Source organism: Promicromonospora sp. Marseille-Q5078 (assembly GCF_050315395.1).
Lineage (GTDB): Bacteria > Actinomycetota > Actinomycetes > Actinomycetales > Cellulomonadaceae > Isoptericola.
The window spans coordinates 3,612,351-3,629,929 of the sequence record NZ_JBNPQG010000001.1 but is presented as its reverse complement, the minus strand read 5'-3'; the positions used below and the strand labels follow the sequence as shown (position 1 = coordinate 3,629,929).

The 17,579-nt window shown below is 74.1% G+C and carries 17 protein-coding genes; 9 read left to right on the top strand and 8 right to left on the bottom strand.

Annotation, left to right across the window (positions count from 1 at the left end):
- Positions 1-115 precede the first annotated feature (115 nt).
- The 6 genes from ACQFYA_RS16725 to ACQFYA_RS16700 are packed head-to-tail and all read left to right on the top strand — an operon-like array spanning position 116 to position 6,024.
- On the top strand, positions 116-1,120 hold the full coding sequence (locus ACQFYA_RS16725) for an ABC transporter permease (RefSeq protein ID WP_499126025.1): 1,005 nt from the start codon (positions 116-118) through the stop codon (positions 1,118-1,120).
- Positions 1,113-2,045 carry an ABC transporter permease gene (locus tag ACQFYA_RS16720; RefSeq protein ID WP_499126024.1) on the top strand — a complete coding sequence of 311 codons (933 nt, stop codon included), beginning with the start codon at positions 1,113-1,115 and terminating at the stop codon, positions 2,043-2,045. The genes ACQFYA_RS16725 and ACQFYA_RS16720 overlap by 8 nt, the downstream gene beginning before the upstream one ends.
- Before the next feature lie 5 nt (positions 2,046-2,050).
- Positions 2,051-3,133 carry an ABC transporter ATP-binding protein gene (locus ACQFYA_RS16715; protein WP_499126023.1) on the top strand — a complete coding sequence of 361 codons (1,083 nt, stop codon included), beginning with the start codon at positions 2,051-2,053 and terminating at the stop codon, positions 3,131-3,133.
- Positions 3,126-4,397, top strand: a complete 1,272-nt coding sequence (locus tag ACQFYA_RS16710) for an ABC transporter ATP-binding protein (RefSeq protein WP_499126021.1) — start codon at positions 3,126-3,128, stop codon at positions 4,395-4,397. Before ACQFYA_RS16715 ends, ACQFYA_RS16710 begins: the two co-directional genes overlap by 8 nt.
- Positions 4,398-4,399: 2 nt before the next feature.
- Entirely contained in the window at positions 4,400-5,227 is an 828-nt protein-coding gene (locus ACQFYA_RS16705) for a type 1 glutamine amidotransferase (RefSeq protein ID WP_499126018.1), read from the top strand.
- Positions 5,227-6,024: a serine hydrolase gene (locus ACQFYA_RS16700; protein ID WP_499126017.1), complete on the top strand. Its 798-nt coding sequence runs from the start codon at positions 5,227-5,229 to the stop codon at positions 6,022-6,024. Before ACQFYA_RS16705 ends, ACQFYA_RS16700 begins: the two co-directional genes overlap by 1 nt.
- A gap of 42 nt (positions 6,025-6,066) precedes the next feature.
- Here ACQFYA_RS16700 and ACQFYA_RS16695 read toward each other — a convergent pair whose 3' ends face one another.
- The 3 genes from ACQFYA_RS16695 to ACQFYA_RS16685 all read right to left on the bottom strand — a co-directional run bounded on the left by ACQFYA_RS16695 (position 6,067) and on the right by ACQFYA_RS16685 (position 9,824).
- Positions 6,067-7,311 carry an MFS transporter gene (locus tag ACQFYA_RS16695; protein WP_499126015.1) on the bottom strand — a complete coding sequence of 415 codons (1,245 nt, stop codon included), beginning with the start codon at positions 7,309-7,311 and terminating at the stop codon, positions 6,067-6,069.
- 36 nt (positions 7,312-7,347) lie between these two features.
- Positions 7,348-7,851, bottom strand: coding sequence for a MarR family winged helix-turn-helix transcriptional regulator (locus ACQFYA_RS16690; RefSeq protein ID WP_499126013.1), 504 nt, complete (start codon positions 7,849-7,851; stop codon positions 7,348-7,350).
- 170 nt (positions 7,852-8,021) lie between these two features.
- Positions 8,022-9,824 carry an MFS transporter gene (locus ACQFYA_RS16685; protein WP_499126012.1) on the bottom strand — a complete coding sequence of 601 codons (1,803 nt, stop codon included), beginning with the start codon at positions 9,822-9,824 and terminating at the stop codon, positions 8,022-8,024.
- Between ACQFYA_RS16685 and ACQFYA_RS16680 the strand changes: the two genes are divergently transcribed.
- A complete protein-coding gene (locus ACQFYA_RS16680; RefSeq protein ID WP_499126010.1) occupies positions 9,735-10,235 on the top strand; it encodes a MarR family winged helix-turn-helix transcriptional regulator in 501 nt (166 codons plus the stop codon). The genes ACQFYA_RS16685 and ACQFYA_RS16680 overlap by 90 nt on opposite strands.
- Before the next feature lie 146 nt (positions 10,236-10,381).
- Here ACQFYA_RS16680 and ACQFYA_RS16675 read toward each other — a convergent pair whose 3' ends face one another.
- Both ACQFYA_RS16675 and fdhD read right to left on the bottom strand, forming a co-directional pair.
- Positions 10,382-12,724: an FdhF/YdeP family oxidoreductase gene (locus ACQFYA_RS16675; RefSeq protein ID WP_499126009.1), complete on the bottom strand. Its 2,343-nt coding sequence runs from the start codon at positions 12,722-12,724 to the stop codon at positions 10,382-10,384.
- Positions 12,721-13,617, bottom strand: coding sequence for a formate dehydrogenase accessory sulfurtransferase FdhD (gene fdhD / locus ACQFYA_RS16670; RefSeq protein WP_499126007.1), 897 nt, complete (start codon positions 13,615-13,617; stop codon positions 12,721-12,723). Before fdhD ends, ACQFYA_RS16675 begins: the two co-directional genes overlap by 4 nt.
- A gap of 142 nt (positions 13,618-13,759) precedes the next feature.
- On the opposite strand from fdhD, the gene fdhA reads away from it, so the two are divergent.
- On the top strand, positions 13,760-14,983 hold the full coding sequence (gene fdhA / locus ACQFYA_RS16665) for a formaldehyde dehydrogenase, glutathione-independent (RefSeq protein WP_499126006.1): 1,224 nt from the start codon (positions 13,760-13,762) through the stop codon (positions 14,981-14,983).
- 78 nt (positions 14,984-15,061) lie between these two features.
- Here fdhA and ACQFYA_RS16660 read toward each other — a convergent pair whose 3' ends face one another.
- The 3 genes from ACQFYA_RS16660 to ACQFYA_RS16650 are packed head-to-tail and all read right to left on the bottom strand — an operon-like array spanning position 15,062 to position 16,720.
- Positions 15,062-15,661 (bottom strand): TetR/AcrR family transcriptional regulator, encoded by a 600-nt coding sequence (locus ACQFYA_RS16660; protein ID WP_499127579.1) that lies wholly within the window; start codon positions 15,659-15,661, stop codon positions 15,062-15,064.
- Between the two features lie 49 nt (positions 15,662-15,710).
- Positions 15,711-16,184, bottom strand: coding sequence for a DoxX family membrane protein (locus ACQFYA_RS16655; RefSeq protein WP_499126005.1), 474 nt, complete (start codon positions 16,182-16,184; stop codon positions 15,711-15,713).
- 20 nt (positions 16,185-16,204) lie between these two features.
- Positions 16,205-16,720, bottom strand: a complete 516-nt coding sequence (locus ACQFYA_RS16650) for a DM13 domain-containing protein (RefSeq protein WP_499126003.1) — start codon at positions 16,718-16,720, stop codon at positions 16,205-16,207.
- A 162-nt stretch (positions 16,721-16,882) separates the two neighbouring features.
- On the opposite strand from ACQFYA_RS16650, the gene ACQFYA_RS16645 reads away from it, so the two are divergent.
- Positions 16,883-17,578, top strand: coding sequence for a response regulator transcription factor (locus tag ACQFYA_RS16645; protein ID WP_499126002.1), 696 nt, complete (start codon positions 16,883-16,885; stop codon positions 17,576-17,578).
- The last annotated feature ends 1 nt before the right edge of the window (position 17,579 follow it).

The following is a 17,579-nucleotide window of genomic DNA, read 5'->3' as shown; positions in this document are numbered from 1 at the left end:
GGAACAAGAGCGTGGCGGGGGTCATGGTGTCGCGAGGCTGGTCGGGCCTGGCGGATGGCGCGCCTCGCGACACCATGACCCCCGCCACGCGAACCCCGGCACGGAAAGAAAGTGAATGGGCCGCTACATCCTTCGCCGCACCCTCCTGGGCGTGGCCACCCTGCTGCTCGTGATGTTCGTGCTGCACCTGCTCACGACGTTCGCGATCCAGCTCAACGGCAACCCCGCCCTCGCGTTCTTCGGCGACAAGGTGCCCACGAAGTCGCAGCTCGCCGCGGTCGAGGTGCGGTACGGCCTCGACGACCCCTGCTACGACCAGCCGGGCAACCCGTGCCTGGGCCCGTTCGTGGAGCGGCTGGGCCAGTACGCGCAGGGTGACTTCGGCACCAACCTGCGCGGGCGCGAGGTGACGGACATCGTCGCGACCGCGGCGCCGAACACCCTCAAGCTGTTCCTCGTCGTGACGATCGTGTGGTTCGTGCTCGGCATGGGCCTGGGCACGATGGCGGCGCGGTGGCGCGGCCGGTCCGGGGACCACGGCATCCGGCTGACGTCGGTGCTCATCGACGCGTTCCCGATCTTCGTGCTCCTCCTGGTGTACCGGTACGTGTTCGCGGTGCCGCTGAACGGCTGGGCCTCGGACGTGTTCGGCGACGACAGCCTGCCGGCGCTGTGGTTCCGGCCGTCGTTCGACGACGACCATCCGTGGGCGACGCTGCTGGTGCCCGGCATCCTGCTGGGCCTGGCGGGGTCGGCCGCCTTCATCCGCCTGGTGCGCGCGAGCCAGCTCGAGTCGTACACCGGCGACCACGTCCGCACGGCGCGCTCGCGGGGGCTGAACGAGAGGCACGTCGTGCTGCACCACGTGGTGCGCAACTCGGCGGTGCCGGTCGTCACGGCGGTCGGCCTGACCTTCACCGAGGCGCTCGCGGGCGCCGTCATCACCGAGGGGATGATGAACATCTACGGCATGGGCGGCGTGCTGTGGGAGGCCGTCCGGGCCTCCGACGTCGCCCTCGTGCTCGGCGTCGTCACGATCCTGGCGGCGGTGACCGTGTTCGTGATGCTGGTGGTCGACATCGCCTACGCCGCCCTGGACCCGAGGATCCGTTATGCCTGAGCCCACCGCTGCCACCGCCACCCCGGACGCCCCGGGCGTGGGCGCGTCGGCGTCGCTCGGCGGCGACGCCTGGCGCCGGCTGCGACGCCGGCCGGACGTCATCGCGTCCGCGTTCATCGTCGCCTTCTTCGCCGTGATGGCGGTGTTCCCGACGCTGTTCACCAGCACGGACCCGCAGCGCTGCATCATCGGGGACTCGAAGATCCGCCCGCAGGGCCTGGGCGGCACCCACCCGATCGGCACGGACGTGCACGGGTGCGACATGCTGGCGCAGCTCGTGCACGGGTCCCGCCCGTCGCTGATGCTCGCGTTCGTCGTGGTGGGCGCGTCGCTGCTCATCGGCGTCGTGCTCGGCCTGCTCGCGGGGTACTACCTGGGCTGGGTGGACACGGTCGTGTCCCGCACGATCGAGGTGTTCCTCGTCATCCCGCTGCTGCTCGCTGCGCTGCTGCTGCTGTCGCTGTTCCGCAACGTGAGCGTGGGCAGCGGTGCGTTCGACGTCATCCTCCTGCCCGCGCTGGTGCTCACCATGTTCGGCTGGATGGGGTACGCCAGATACGTGCGGGCGAGCGTGCTGGAGGCGAAGAACCTCGACTACGTGACCGCCGCCCGCGCGCTCGGCGCGTCCGACCTGCGGGTGATGGTGCGGCACGTGCTGCCCAACGCGATCGGGCCGGTGACGGCGCTCGTGCCGACGGCCATCGCGGGCGTGATCAGCGCGGAGGCGGTGCTGGCGTTCCTCGGCATCGGGGTCCGGCCGCCCGCGATCAGCTGGGGGATCATGATCACGAACGGCGCGGACTGGGTGACCGGGGGGTACGCGTACCTGCTGCTGTACCCGCTGGGATGCCTGATCCTCACGGTCCTGGCGCTGGTCGTCCTCGGTGACGCCCTGCGCGACGCCCTCGACCCGAGGCTCCGGTGACGGACATGACGGAGATCGGCAAAGAGATCGGCACGGAGATCGGCATGGAGACGATGACCCAGACCCCGGCCACGGCGCGGCCGGCCGGCGCCACCCTGCTCGAGGTGGAGGACCTGGCGGTCGAGTTCCGGTCCGACGACGGCGCGGTGCGCGCCGTCGACGGGCTCAGCTACCGGGTGGAGGCGGGGCGCACGCTGGCCCTGGTGGGCGAGTCGGGGTGCGGCAAGTCCGTGAGCTCGCTCGCCGTGATGGGGCTGCTGCCCCCGACGGCGCGCGTCGTGCGGGGGACCGCGCGGTACCGCGGCACGGACCTGCTCGCACTGTCGCCCACGAAGCACCGGGCGTACTGCGGCACGAGCGTCGCGATGGTGTTCCAGGACGCGCTGGCGGCCCTCAACCCGGTGCACACGGTGGGCTACCAGCTCGCCGAGTCGCTGCGGACGCGGACGGGCGTGTCCCGGCGCGAGGCGCGGGCGCGGGCGGTCGAGCTGCTCGAGCTGGTGAAGGTGCCGAACGCGCGGCAGCGGGTCGACGAGTACCCGCACCAGTTCTCCGGCGGCATGCGGCAGCGCGTGATGATCGCGTCCGCGCTCGCCCTCGACCCGGACGTGCTCATCGCGGACGAGCCGACGACGGCGCTGGACGTCACGGTGCAGGCGCAGGTGCTGCGCCTGCTCGCGGAGATCCAGGCGGAGCGGCAGATGGGGCTCGTGCTCATCACCCACGACCTGGGCGTGGTCGCGGGCGTCGCCGACGACGTCACCGTGATGTACGCCGGGAGGGCCGTGGAGCACGCGCCCGTGCGCGACCTGTACGCCGCCCCGGCGCACCCGTACACGCGGGCCCTGCTGCGGTCGGTGCCGCGGCTCGACGCCCCCGAGGACCGCACCGTCGGGGGACGGCTGCCCGTGGTGCCGGGCCGCCCGCCCGCGCCCGGCCGCGTGCCCGCGGGCTGTGCCTTCCACCCGCGGTGCGACATGGCCCGCGACGTCTGCCGCACCGACGTGCCGCCGCTCGACGACGTCGCCCCCGGGCGGTCGTCGGCCTGCCACTTCGCCGCCGAGCTCCTGGGAGGCGTCCGTGCCTGAGACCACCGCACCGGGCCCCGTGCCCGACGCCGCGGCGACCGACGCCTCCGACGTCGTCCTCGAGCTGCGCGACCTCGCCAAGTCCTACCCCGTGCGCAGCGGCATCGTGCTCAAGCGCACCGTGGGGCAGGTGCAGGCCGTCGACGGGGTCTCGCTCACCCTGCGACGCGGGCGCACGCTCGGCCTGGTGGGGGAGTCCGGGTCGGGCAAGTCCACGCTGGCCCGCGTGCTCGTGGGGATCGAGAAGCCGACCCGCGGCCAGGTGCTGGTCGACGGCGAGGACGTGTCGACGATGTCGCGCGCCGCCCGCCGCGAGCTGCGCCGGTCCGTGCAGATGGTCTTCCAGGACCCGTACACGTCGCTCAACCCGCGGATGCCCGTGGGCGAGATCGTGGCCGAGCCGTTCCGCATCCACCCCGATGCCGTCCCGCGGGCCGGCCGCCGCGCCGCCGTGGCGGAGCTGCTCGAGCTGGTGGGCCTCGACCCCGACCACGCGCACCGCTACCCGCACCAGTTCTCCGGCGGCCAGCGCCAGCGCATCGGCATCGCCCGGGCGCTCGCGGTCAAGCCGCGCGTGCTGGTGTGCGACGAGCCGGTCTCGGCCCTCGACGTGTCCGTGCAGGGGCAGGTCATCAACCTGCTCGAGGACCTGCAGGACGAGCTCGGGCTGTCGTACCTGTTCATCGCGCACGACCTGGCCGTCGTGCAGCACATCGCCGACGAGGTCGCGGTCATGTACCTCGGCCGCGTCGTCGAGGAGGGCGACGGGCCCGCCGTGTACGACGACGCGCACCACCCCTACACCCGGGCCCTGCTGTCCGCGGTGCCCGTGCCGGACCCGACCGCCCGGGCCGCCGACGACGCCTTGCTGCTGGAGGGCGACCCGCCCTCTCCGGCCGACCCGCCGTCCGGCTGCCGGTTCCACACGCGCTGCTGGCTCGCCCGGCAGCTCGCCGCGGGGCAGGGCGCCGGCGACGGTCCGGAGGCCGTGCCCGAGCGGTGCCGCACGGAGGACCCGGTGCTCGTGCCGCTCGGGCGGCGGGACGACGACGCGCTCGTGCCGCACGCCGCCGCGTGCCACTTCGCCCGGGAGGCCGCGACGCTCGGCGGTCGGCCGACGGCGAGCGCCGACCCCGTCGTCGAACCCGTTCCCGATCCCGAGGCGACCCTCGACCCCGAGACCGCCCGCGCCGTCGTGCACCGTGCGACCGGCCCCGAGACCGACCCCGTGCCCGAGACCGTCCCCGACAGCAGGGAGCGCTGACCGTGCCCGACAGCCGACCGACCGTCGTCCTCGTCCAGAACTCCCCGCACAGCGGGCCGGGCAGGCTGCCCGGCTGGCTGGAGGAGGACGGCGCGGCCGCCGTCGTCGTCCAGGGTGCGGACCTGGCCGAGCAGGTCCCCGCGCTCGCCGGCGACGGCTCCGGCGCCGCCCCTGTGCACGGCCTCGTCCTGCTGGGCGGCGGCCTGCTGCCGGACGAGGACGATCGCGCCCCCTGGCTGCCGCACGAGCGCGCACTCGTGGCCGAGGCGCTGGACGCGGGCGTGCCTGTGCTGGGCATCTGCCTCGGCGGCCAGGTGCTGGCGCACGTCACCGGGGGCGCCGTGACCGCGCGCTCGGGGGAGACGGAGAAGGGGCTGTGCCCCGTGCGCCTCCTCGCGGGCGCGGCCGACGACGCGCTGCTCGGGCCGGTCGGCCCGCTGGCGGACGGCGGCGAGGTGCGGATGGTCGAGAGCCACGTCGACTCGATCACCGGGCTGCCGCCGCAGGCGGTGCACCTGGCGACCAGCGACGCGTGCGGCGTCCAGGCGTTCCGCGTCGGCGACGTCGCCTGGGGACTGCAGTTCCACCCCGAGGCCGCGCCCGAGCGGATCGGCCGGTGGGACGCCGACGAGCTCGCGGCGCTCGGCTACGACCGGGACGAGCTGCTGGCGGCCGCCCTCGAGCGGGCGCCCGAGAACGAGCGGCAGGCCCGCGCGCTCGCGGGCGCCTTCGCAGCCGTCGTCCGCGACCGCTGTGGGTACGAGAACGGTCAGAATTCCTCGCCGGATTCCGACCGTTCTCGTACCCACAACGTGTCGGGGGTGCGCTGATGCCGGCCACGGGCACGCACTCGGACGGCGTCCCCGTCGTCGCGTACCAGGTGCGCCGGGCAGGGGGCGAGGTGCTCGCGGAGCGGGACGCGGACGCGTCCTTCTACGCCGCCTCCACCGTGAAGCTGGCCGTGCTCGTCGCGGCCGCCCGCGCGCTGGACGCTGGAACCCTGACGCTCGAGCAGGAGGTGGCCAGTACCGACACGTTCTCCTCGCAGGTGCCCGGCGCCCCGGACTACCGCATCGAGCCGGACGACCTCGACCCCGGCATGCCCGCCCCCGGCACCCTCATGCCCGTGGGGCTGGTGGTCGAGCGGATGGTGGTGGTGTCGTCCAACGAGGCCACCAACATGGTGATCGATCTCGTGGGCCTCGACGCCGCGAACCGCGCGCTGGCCGACGCGGGCGCCGGCTCGAGCGTCGTCGGGCGCAAGTACAGCGACCTGGCCGCCGAGGCCCGCGGCGCCTCGCACCGCGTCACGCCCGCCGACCTCGCGGCGCTGATGTCCGCCGTCGTGGCCGGGCGCCTCGCCGGCCCCGAGCGCACCGCCTGGATGCTCGACCTGCTCGCCCGCCAGACCGACCGGCAGCTCACTGCCGCCGTGCCCGAGGGCGTGCCGTTCGGGTCCAAGTCGGGCTGGGTGGACGGCATCCGGCACGACGTCGCGTTCGTGGGCGGGCCCGGCCCCGACGCGCTGGTCGTCGCCGTGTGCACCCGGGGTTACGACGAGCCGGAGGCGGAGGAGACGCTGCAGGCCCTGGGCGCGCTCGCGCTCACCCTGGCAGACCCGTGCTGAGCGGACCCGTGCTGAGCGGACCCGTGCTGAGCGAGCGGGGGCTCAGGCGCGCTGCCGGGCGGACGCCAGCCACATCGCCACGGCCATGACGGCGAGGACCCCGGCGACGACGACCAGCGGCGCCGTCCACCCGCCGGTCGCCTCGTGCACCGCGCCGGCGACCGTCGGCGCGAGCGCCGCGCACCCGTAGCCCGCCGTCTGCACGACGGCCGACGCGCGTCGTGCGACCGCGATGCCCGGGCTGCGCTGCGCCACCAGCGTGAAGATCGCCGTGAAGTTGCCGCCCTGCGCGGCGCCCGCGAGGCCCACCCAGAGCAGCCAGAGGTCGGGCGCGAGCAGCAGGCCGAGCGGCAGTGACAGCCACATCGCCGACAGGAGCACGGCCACCGCGCGCGACGACAGGCCGCGCGCGAGGCCCGCCGGGACGATGAACGACCCCAGCACCGCGCACAGCTGGAAGGGCGCCGCCGCGCTCCCGGCCCCGGCGGCGCTCATGCCGAGCCGGTCGTGCAGGATCTCCGGCAGCCACGCGGTCACCGCGTAGTACCCGCTCGCCTGCCCGGCGAACGCGACCGACAGCAGGACGACGAGCCGCCGCACCGACCGCCGCGCCGCCGGGTCGAGGGCGGCCAGCTCCGCGCGGGCCGACGGCGGTCGCACCCGCGCCGCGGACGGCGCGCCGTCCGTCCGGCCGCGGGCCGCGAGATGCCGGCCCGCCGGCACCCACGCCACCAGCGCCGCCACGGCCAGCACGCCCCACCCGGCCAGGGCCCACTGCCAGCCGAACGCCGTCGCGAGCGGCACGGTGAGCATGGTGGTGAACGTCGAGCCGAGGTTCATCATGGCGCTGTACGCGCCCGTCACCGCGGCGGCCCGGCGCCGGAAGTCGCGCGTGATGACCACCGGCACGGCCACGTTGCCGATCGCGATCGCGATCCCCACCACCGCGGTCCCGGCGAGCGCGGCCGGCACGGAGCCGGCCGAGCGCAGCATCGTGCCGGCGAGGATGCCGGCCAGCGAGGCGCCGAGCGCCAGCTCCGGCCCAGTGCGCGCCACCAGCACCGACGCCAGCGGGGTGCACAGGGCGAAGCACAGCACCGGGACGGAGGTGAGCAGCCCCACGCCCGTGGGCGTCAGGCCGAGGCCGGCGGCGACCTCGTCCACCACGGGAGGCAGCGAGGTGATCGGGGCGCGCAGGTTGAGCGCCACCAGGAGCAGCGCCGCGAGCAGGAGACCCGTGCGGGCCCCGTCGTCGCGCGCGCCGGAACGGGAGGGGTAGGACGTCACAACAAGATCACTCGGTCGTCTCGGTGGGGCGGTCGGTCACTCGTCGAACTGGGCGACGACGGTGCGCAGCAGCGCGGCGAGCTGGGGCCGCACGGCGGCGGGCAGCGCGTCGAGCACGCGGGCCTCGACGTCGAGCAGGTCGCTCATGGCGGCGTCGACCCGCTGCCGGCCGGCGGCGGTGAGCTGCACCAGCACGCCGCGGCGGTCCGCCGGGGCGCGGTGGCGCTCCACCAGGCCGCGCTCCTCGAGCCGGTCGATGCGGTTGGTCATGGTGCCGCTGGTGACGAGGGTCTGCGCCACCAGCACGCCGGGGGACAGGCGGTACGGCTCGCCGGCCCGGCGCAGCGCGGACAGCACGTCGAACTCCCACGTCTCCAGGTCGTGCCGCGCGAACGCGCCGCGCCGCGCACGGTCCAGGTGCCGCGCGAGGCGGCTCACGCGGGAGAAGACCGTCAGCGGCTCCACGTCCAGGTCCGGGCGCTCGCGCCGCCACGCGTCGACGATCCGGTCGACCTCGTCGGCCCGTGCCTCCACATCCATGGGGGCGAGACTACGCCCGGTCTCTCGACGTCAAGAATCTTGACGTGCCCCGTGGCCGCCGAGGTAGTTCGATCCTCGCCGAGGTAGTGGACTGGACCACTACCTCGGCGAGAACTGAACTACCTCGGCGAGATCTGAACTACCTCGGCGGGATCTGGACTGCCCCGGCTTCAGGCGTGGCCGGCCTCGCCCTCGACGGTCTCGAGGACGACCTGCTCGACGGTCGCGCGACGGGCGCCCCGCAGCGTGACGAACGCCACCAGGGCGACGACGAGGACAAGCACCGCGGCGACGAGGAACGCCGCGTGCATGCCGGAGACGTACGCGTCGCCGGCGGTCTGCGCCGCCGCCGCGTCCAGGCGGCCGGGCACGGTGCCCTGGGCCAGGCCCTGCAGCTCGGCCTCGTCGAGGCCGAGCGTCTCCGTCCGGGAGTGCACGCCCGCCGCGACGACGGCGGACATGACCGCGGTGCCGAGCGCCCCGCCGATCTGGATGCAGGTGGACTGGAAGCCGCCCGCCACCCCGGCCAGGTGCACCGGCGCCGAGCCGACGATCGCCTCCGCGCCCGCGGTGATGGTCATGCCGGTGCCCATGGCGAGGACGACGAACGCGACGGCCATGACCCCGTACGCGGAGGTGGCGGACGCGTTCAGGAGCACCAGCAGGCCGACCGCGGTGAGGGCGAGGCTCAGGGTGCCCGCGACGCGCGTGCCGATCCGCGCGACGAGCGCCGCGCCGACCGGGGCGGCGACGATCGAGACCGCCGACATCGGCAGGAGCATGAGCCCGGCCTCGAGACCGGTGGCGCCCCGCAGGTTGATGAAGAACATCGGCAGGACGAAGGTCGAGCCCATCAGGACGAAGAAGTTGGCGGCGATCATGAGGCCGCCGGTGCCGACCGTGGTGCCGCGGAACAGCGACGGCGGCAGCAGCGCGTCGCCGGTGCGCGCCTCGGTGCGGGCCTCGAGGGCGACGAACCCGACCACCACGACCAGGCCCAGCGCGAGCAGCCCCAGGGTGCGGGCGTCGCCCCAGCCCCACGTCTCGGACTGGACGATGGCGAACACGGTCGCCACGAGGCCGATCCCCAGCACGACGACGCCGCGCACGTCGAACCGGCCGGCCGCCGGGAAGCTCGTCCGCGGCAGCAGGCACAGCCCGTACACCAGGCCGACGACCGCGACGGGCGCGTTGACGAAGAACACGGACTGCCAGCCGAACGTCGCCTCGAGCGCGCCGGCGAGGGTCGGGCCGACGGCGATGGCGATGGAGGACACGCCGCCCCAGATGCCCACGGCCATGCCGAACCGCTCGCGGGGGAACGTGGCGCGGAGCATGGCGAGGGTCTGCGGCATGAGGATGCCTGCCGCGACGCCCTGGACCACGCGGAAGCCGATGAGGCCGACCGCGGAGGTCGACAGCCCGATCGCCACCGAGGCGAGCGTGAACAGCACGAGCCCGGCGAGGTAGAGGGAGCGGTGCCCGTACCGGTCACCGAGCTTGCCGGCCAGGATCAGCGTGACGGCGAGGCCGAGCAGGTAGCTGTGCGTGACCCACTGCAGCTGCGCGAACGTCGTGCCGACGTCGGCGGCGATCGACGGGTTGACGATCGACACGACGGTGGCGTCGAGGCCCACGAGGAACAGGCCGAAGGCGACGCCGACCAGCGTGAGCCAGGGGCGCCCGCGCAGCGGGGCGGGGAGGGCGGCGGGGCGGCGGACGGGCGCGCAGAGGTCGTGGCGGTGCTCACGGGGCTCCTCGGGAGTCGGGGGAGGGGGCGAGCGGGGGCGCGGTGCCGGCGTCGGCCCGTGCGGGCAGCGCCCGGTGCCCAGATCGCTAGTGATTATGAAACTATAACTAACACTGGGACCTAGGATCGGACCATGCCCGACGAGACGATCGTCACGCCCGGCCGCGGACTGCCCGACGGCCTGACCGAGCTCGCCGACGTCGTCGTCGAGCTCGCCCGTCACCTCGACGTCCGGTCGCCCGAGCTGCGCGGGATCGTGCCGCTCACGGGCACCGAGGTGGCCGTGATCCGGCAGGTCCACCGCAGCCCGCGCACGACGCCGTCCCGCATCGCCGGGGCGACCGGGCTCGCGCGCAGCAACGTCAGTGCCGCGCTGCGCACCCTCGAGGCGCGGGGGCTCGTGCTGCGCGAGCACCCGGCGGGCGACGGGCGCGCGGTGGAGATCGTCGCCACCGAGCTGGCGGACGACCACGTCGCGCGCATCTACGAGTTCTGGACCCGGCGGCTCGAGCTGGCGCCGCCCGACGTCCGCGCCGCCGCGCTCGACGCCCTGCCCGCGCTCGGCGCGCTGGCGGCCGCCCTCGGCGGGGCCACGGCGTCGTCCACGGGGGGCGAGGCCGGCTCCCCGAGGTAGCGCGAACTACCTCGCCGGAGTTCGAACTACCTCGCCGGAGTCCGAACTACCTCGCGGGGACCTGGACTACCTCGCGGGGACCTGGACTACCTCGCGGGGACCTGGACTACCTCGCGGGGACCTGGACTACCTCGCGGGGACCTGGACTACCTCGCGGGAGGTCGGGCTCCGTCGGGGGCGGGCTCGAGCCGCACGACGACTGCCTTGGAGACCGGCGTCCGGCTGGTCTCCGCGGTGGCGCCGAGCGGCACGAGGACGTTCGCCTCCGGGAAGTAGGCGGCCGCGCAGCCACGCGCCGTCGGGTACGCGACGACCCGCTGGCCCCGCAGCACGCGGTCGACGCCGTCGTGGTACTCGCCGTGCACGTCGACGGTCGTGCCGTCGGCGAGGCCCAGCTCCGCGAGGTCCTCGGGGTTGACGAGCACCACGGCGCGCCCGCCCTTGATGCCGCGGTAGCGGTCGTCGCGCCGGTAGATGGTGGTGTTGAACTGGTCGTGGGAGCGGATGGTCTGCAGCAGCAGGCGGCCGGGCGGGCACTCGACGGGCGCGAGCTCGTTGACCGTCAGGTGCGCGCGGCCGTCGGGCGTGGGGAAGGTGCGGGAGTCGCGCGGCCCGTGCGGCAGCCGGAACCCGCTCTCGCGGCGGATCTTCGCGTTGTAGTCCTCGCAGCCGGGGACGACGCGCGCGACGTGCTCGCGGATCACGTCGTAGTCGCGCTCCATCGCCGCCCAGTCGATTGCCCCGGCCCGGTTCCCCGGCGCGTCCGGGCGCGCGGCGAGGACCGCCCGCGCCATCCGCGTGACGATCGCGACCTCCGAGAGCAGCCCGGGCCCCACCGGCTCGACCTTGCCGCGCGACGCGTGCACCGCGCACACGGTGTCCTCGACGGAGACGAACTGCTCGCCCGAGGCTTGCCGGTCCACCTCGGTCCGCCCGAGCGTGGGCAGGATCAGCGCCTCGCGCCCGACGACGGCGTGCGACCGGTTGAGCTTCGTCGAGATCTGCACGGTCAGGTCGGCGCGGCGCAGCGCGTCCTCCGCGGCGCCGGTGTCGGAGATCGCCGAGACGAGGTTGCCGCCGAGCGCGACGAGCGCGCGGACGCGGCCGGCCGCCAGGCCCTCGACGGTGCCGACGGCGTCCACGCCGTGCTCGCGCGGCACCGGGAACCCGAACTCGGCCTCGAGCGCGTCGAGGAAGCTGTCCGGCATCTGCTCCCAGATGCCCATGGTGCGGTCGCCCTGCACGTTGGAGTGGCCGCGGATCGGCGACGCCCCCGCGCCCGGGCGGCCGATGTTCCCGCGCAGCAGCAGGAGGTTGACGATCTCCTTGATCGTGGGGACGGCCTTCGCGTGCTGGGTCAGGCCCATCGCCCACGTGACGATGACGCGCTCGGCGTGGACGTAGCGGTCGGCGAGCTCGTCGATCTCCGCGCTCGTCAGCCCCGTCGCGGCGCGCACCGCGTCCTCGTCGAGGACGGCCAGGTGCGCGGCCAGCTCCCCGAGCCCCGTCGTGTGCTCGGCGAGGAACGCGTGGTCCAGCACCGCGCCGGGCGCCGCGGCCTCGGCGCCGAGCACCCGCTTCGACACGGCCTGCAGCAGCGCCATGTCCCCGCCGAGGCGGATCTGCAGGAACTGGTCGGCGAGCTGCGTGCCCCGGCCCGCCAGCCCGCGCGCCGTCTGCGGGTTCTTGTAGCGCATGAGCCCGGCCTCGGGCAGCGGGTTCACCGCGACGATGCTCGCCCCGGCCTCCTTGGCCTCCTCGAGCGCGGTGAGCATCCGCGGGTGGTTGGTGCCCGGGTTCTGCCCCATGATCACGACCAGGTCGGCCTTCGCGAAGTCGTCGTAGGTGATCGTGGCCTTGCCGACGCCGATGGTCTCGCCGAGCGCGGCCCCCGTGGACTCGTGGCACATGTTCGAGCAGTCGGGCAGGTTGTTCGTGCCGAAGGCGCGCACGAACAGCTGGTAGACGAACGCCGCCTCGTTGGACGCCCGCCCGCTCGTGTAGAAGGCCGCCTGGTCGGGGTCCTCGAGCCCGCCGAGCCGGTCGGCGAGGATCGCGAACGCCTCGTCCCAGGAGACCGGGACGTAGTGGTCGGAGTCCGCGGCCTTGTGCACGGGCTCGACGAGCCGGCCCTGCTGCCCGAGCCAGTGCTCGGGGCGCGTGCGCAGGTCGGAGACGGGGTGCTCCGCCCAGAACGACCGCTCGACGACGAGCCGCGTCGCCTCCCACGTGACGGCCTTGGCGCCGTTCTCGCAGAACTCCGCGGGCTTGCGCCGGTCCGGGTCCGGCCACGCGCAGCTCATGCAGTCGAAGCCGTCCTTGTGGTTCATCGACAGCAGCAGCTTCGCCGACCGGGCGGGCCCCATCCCGCGTACGGCGGGCACGAGCGCGTGCAGGATGCCGGGGACGCCCGCCGCCCACTCCTTCGGCGGCCGGGTCCCCGTCGGCCGGTCCGGCGTGCGCGTGGTGTCCGGCGTGTCCCTGGTCATGCGGCGTCCCCTCTCCGGTGCCCCTGGGCGGGCCCGGTGCCTGCCCGTTCCGTGCCGGCGTCCTCGACCACCCGGTGCTCGCCGGCGTAGACGACGAGCGTGGGGTCGCGCACGAACCCGACCAGCGTCAGCCCGGCCTCGTCGGCGAGCTCCGCCGCCAGCGACGACGGCGCGGAGACCGCCGCGAGCACCGGCACGCCCGCCATGACGGCCTTCTGCGTGAGCTCGAAGCTGGCCCGCCCGGACACCATGAGCACCGTGCCGCGCAGCGGCAGCAGCCCGGCCGCGGCGGCCCAGCCGACCACCTTGTCGACGGCGTTGTGCCGGCCCACGTCCTCCCGAACCACCAGCGGCTCGCCGGTGGCGGCGTCGAACAGGCCGGCGGCGTGCAGCCCGCCGGTGCGGGCGAACACGTCCTGCGCGGCGCGCAGCCGGTCGGGGAGGGAGGCGAGCAGCGCCGCGTCCACGCGGACCGGGTCGCCCGCCACCTCGAAGGCGCCGCGGGTGCGCACCGCGTCGATCGACGCCTTGCCGCACAGGCCGCACGCGCTGGAGGTGAAGAACTCCCGGGCGAGCGCCGGGTCCGGCGGGGCGACGTCCGCGGCGAGGGCGACGTCGAGCACGTTGTAGGCGTTCTCGCCCGGCACCCCCGGGGAGCCGGCGCAGTACCGCGCGCCGGCGACCTGCCCGCCGCCGGTCACGACGCCCTCCGAGACGAGGAAGCCGGTGGCGAGCTCGACGTCGTGCCCGGGCGTGCGCATCGTGACGGCGTAGGAGCGCCCGCCCACGCGGATCTCGAGCGGCTCCTCGCCCGCGAGCAGGTCCTCGCGGCGCGCAGAGCGGCCGCCGATCGTGACGCGCCTGACGCGGCGTCGGACGGTGACCCGGGTCATACCCGCAGGCCTAGCAGACCCCCGACCCGCGCACAACGTCTGCCCGGACCTCACCCGCTCCCGGCCTGCCGGTCGGGCGCGACGTGCCTACGGTCGACCTACCGGTCCGGACCGGGCCGGGACGTGTTCGAGGAGGAGCACCATGGCAGACACCAACCGCGCCGTCGCGTACAAGGGACCCGGCGAGGTCGAGGTCATCGACATCGACTACCCCACGTTCGAGCTCAGGGACGGGCCGGGGGTGAACCCCGCCAACGTCGGCCGCAAGGTGCCCCACGGCGTGGTCCTGCGGACGGTCGCGACGAACATCTGCGGGTCGGACCAGCACATGGTCCGGGGCCGCACCACGGCACCGACGGACCTGGTGCTCGGTCACGAGATCACCGGCGAGGTCGTGGAGGTCGGCCGGGACGTCGAGTTCCTCAAGGTGGGCGACCTCGTCTCGGTCCCGTTCAACATCGCGTGCGGCCGTTGCAAGAACTGCAAGGAGCGCAAGACCGGCATCTGCCTGAACGTGAACCCGGACCGACCGGGCAGCGCGTACGGGTATGTCGACATGGGCGGCTGGGTCGGCGGGCAGGCGAACTACGTGCTCGTGCCCTACGCCGACTGGAACGTCCTGAAGTTCCCGGACCGGGATCAGGCGCTCGAGAAGATGATGGACCTGACCATGCTGTCCGACATCTTCCCGACCGGGTTCCACGGCGCCGTGACGGCGGGCGTGGGGGTCGGCTCCACGGTGTACGTCGCGGGCGCGGGGCCGGTCGGGCTCGCCGCCGCGACCGGGGCGCTGCTGCTGGGGGCGGCCGTCGTGATCGTCGGGGACATGAACGCCGACCGGCTGGCCCAGGCCCGCACGTTCGGCTGCGAGACCGTCGACCTCACGAAGGGCGACCCCGGCGACCAGATCGAGCAGCTGCTCGGCGTCCCCGAGGTCGACTGCGCGGTCGACGCCGTCGGGTTCGAGGCCAAGGGCCACGGCGCGGACTCCGGGCACGAGGCCCCGGCCACCGTGCTCAACTCGCTGATGGACATCACCGCCGCAGGCGGCGCGCTCGGGATCCCGGGGCTGTACGTCACGGGCGACCCGGGCGGGATCGACGAGGCCGCGAAGAAGGGCTCGCTCTCGCTGAGCCTGGGCACGGGGTGGGCCAAGTCGCTGGCCTTCACCACGGGTCAGTGTCCGGTGATGAAGTACCACCGCGGCCTGATGCAGGCGATCCTGCACGACCGCGTGCAGATCGCGAAGAACGTCAACGCGAAGGCGATCACCCTCGACGAGGCCCCGCGGGGCTACGCCGAGTTCGACGCCGGTGCGGCGACGAAGTACGTGATCAACGCGAACGGGTACCTCGACGGCAGGTGAGCAGGACCCGCGTCGGTCGAGCCTCTCGGGATAAGGGGGTCTCGACAGGCTCGACCGACGGAAGGGCTCGGCCCGCGGTCAGCGGGACTTCGTGAGCTCGGGCTTCTTGACCATCCCGGACAGCCCGTTCCACGCGAGGTTGGTGAGGTGCGCGGCCACCTCGGCCTTGTCGGGGCTGCGGGCGTCCAGCCAGTACTGCCCGGTGAGCGCGACCATCCCCACGAGCATCTGCGCGTAGAGCGGCGCCGCCCGGCGGTCCAGGCCGTTCGCCTTGAACTGGTCGCCGAGGATGTGCTCGACCTGGGTGGCGACGTCGCCGATGAGGCTGGAGAACGTGCCCGTGGCCTGGGCGACGGGGGAGTCGCGCACCAGGATGCGGAAGCCGTCCTCGGACGCCTCGATGTACCCGAGCAGCGCCAGCGCCGTGCGCTCGACCAGCACCTTCGGGTGGCCGCCCTGCTCGAGAGCGCCCATCAGCGCATCGGTGAGCGCGCGCACCTCGCGGTCGACGACGACGGCGTAGATGCCCTCCTTGCCCCCGAAGTGCTCGTAGACCACCGGCTTGGACACCTCGGCGCGGGCCGCGATCTCCTCGACGCTGGTGCCGTCGAAGCCCTTCTCGGCGAAGAGGCCGCGGCTGACCTCGAGCAGCTGCTCGCGCCGCTGGCTCGCCGTCATCCGGGCGCGCGGCGGACGCTTGGACGCTCGGGAGTCGGAGGGCATGGGGTCATTGTGCCTGGGCGGGCCGCCGGGACGCGAGGACGGCGCCGAGCGACCAGGCGCTCGCCGCCGCGGGGAACAGCAGGACGACCGCCGACAGCAGCACCATGACGGGGTACTGGCCGACGAGCTGGTCGGCCAGCCAGTACGTCATGAGCGTGACGACCGACGCGCAGGCGGCCGGCACCGTGAGGACGCCGAGCACCAGTACGACGCCCAGCAGCGTCTCCAGCAGGGGCATGACGACCCCGAAGAACCCGGGCGCGGAGCCCAGGACCGTGTCGGTGAAGAGCTGGAAGAACTCCGGCACGCGCGGGTTCGCCGCGGCGCTGTCCACGACCAGCCGGATGTCGGCGGCGCCGAACCCCGCGCGGTACTTGGTCAGGCCCTCGGCCAGCCACAGGAGCCCGAGGGCCACGCGGGCCGCCCCGGCGAGAGCCGGGGCGACGCGCGAGCGAGGTGCCGTCGGGGCGTGCCTCACGGTCGACGTCACGGCGGGCCTCACATCAGCGTGGCCGCGCCGAACACGGCCTTGGCCTTGTCGCAGTGCACGACGACGTCGGTGAACTCCGCGGCGTCCACGCCGTCGAGCGTGAACGTCTGCTCGGCCTCGTCGTACGCGACCGTGCCGAGCTCCGTGCCGGCGGCCACGGCGGCCTCGTCGGAGCCGTTCGCCAGGTACAGGTGCAGGTCGGGGCCCTCGTCGGAGGAGAAGCCGGAGAGGGTGACGGTGTCGCCCTCGACGGTGACCGTGCCCTCGACGGACTTGTCGTTCAGGCCGGCGAACGAGCCGTGCTGCGCCATGGGGTCGGCGCTCATGTCGTCGGACTGCATGTCGTCGGACTGCATGTCGTCGGACTGCATGTCGTCGGACTGCATGTCGTCGGACTGCATCGACTCCTGGGCGGCCGGCGTGGTCATGTCGTCGCCGGAGGCGGCGTCCGTGTCCGCGCCGCACGCGGACAGGGTCAGGGCCAGGGCGACGAGCCCGGTGGTGGCGAGTGCCTTCGCACGCATGAGGGGTGTCCTTCTCGTCTCGGGAACGGGGTGTTCGTCGGTGTGCTCGGTGTGTTCGGTGCTGCGTCACGACCGAACCACCGCGCCGTCCGGCCCGGGGGCGTTCTTTCAGTTCCGTAAGGAGCGCTCGCGTGCGCCCCGCCGCTGCGTAGGGTGCGGCGCATGGGGAGCAGCAGGCCGCGGGTCATGGTCGTGGAGGACGACGCGACCGTGCGCACCGTCGTCGGCGACTACCTGCGGGCCGCCGGGTACGACGTCGCCCTCTACAGCGAGGGCGGCAGCGCGCGGGACGCGCTGCGGGCCGACCTGCCGGACGTGCTGGTCGTGGACCGCATGCTGCCGGGCGTCACCGGCGACGACCTGTGCCGCGACGTGCGGCGGACGTCCGACCTGCCGATCATCATGCTCACCGCCCTGGGGGCCGTCGAGCAGCGGATCGCGGGCCTGGAGCGCGGCGCGGACGACTACGTCACCAAGCCGTTCGCGCTGAAGGAGCTGCGGCTGCGCGTCGACGCGCAGCTGCGCCGTCGCGTGCCGTCCTCGCCCGGCGACGTCTTCACCGTCGGCGACTTCCGCGTCGACCCGGGCCGGCGGCGGGCCTGGCGCGGCGGCGACGAGATCGCCCTGACGGCGCGCGAGTACGAGCTGCTGCTGTACTGCGTGCGGCACCCCGACCAGGTGCTCGCGCGCGACGACCTGCTGGGCGAGGTGTGGGGGTGGAGCTTCGGCGACGCGTCCACCGTGACGGTGCACGTGCGGCGCCTGCGGGAGAAGATCGAGCCGGAGCCCCGGTACCCCGTGTACCTGCGGACGGAGTGGGGCGTGGGCTACCGGTTCACGCCGCGAGGAAGGGGCTGAC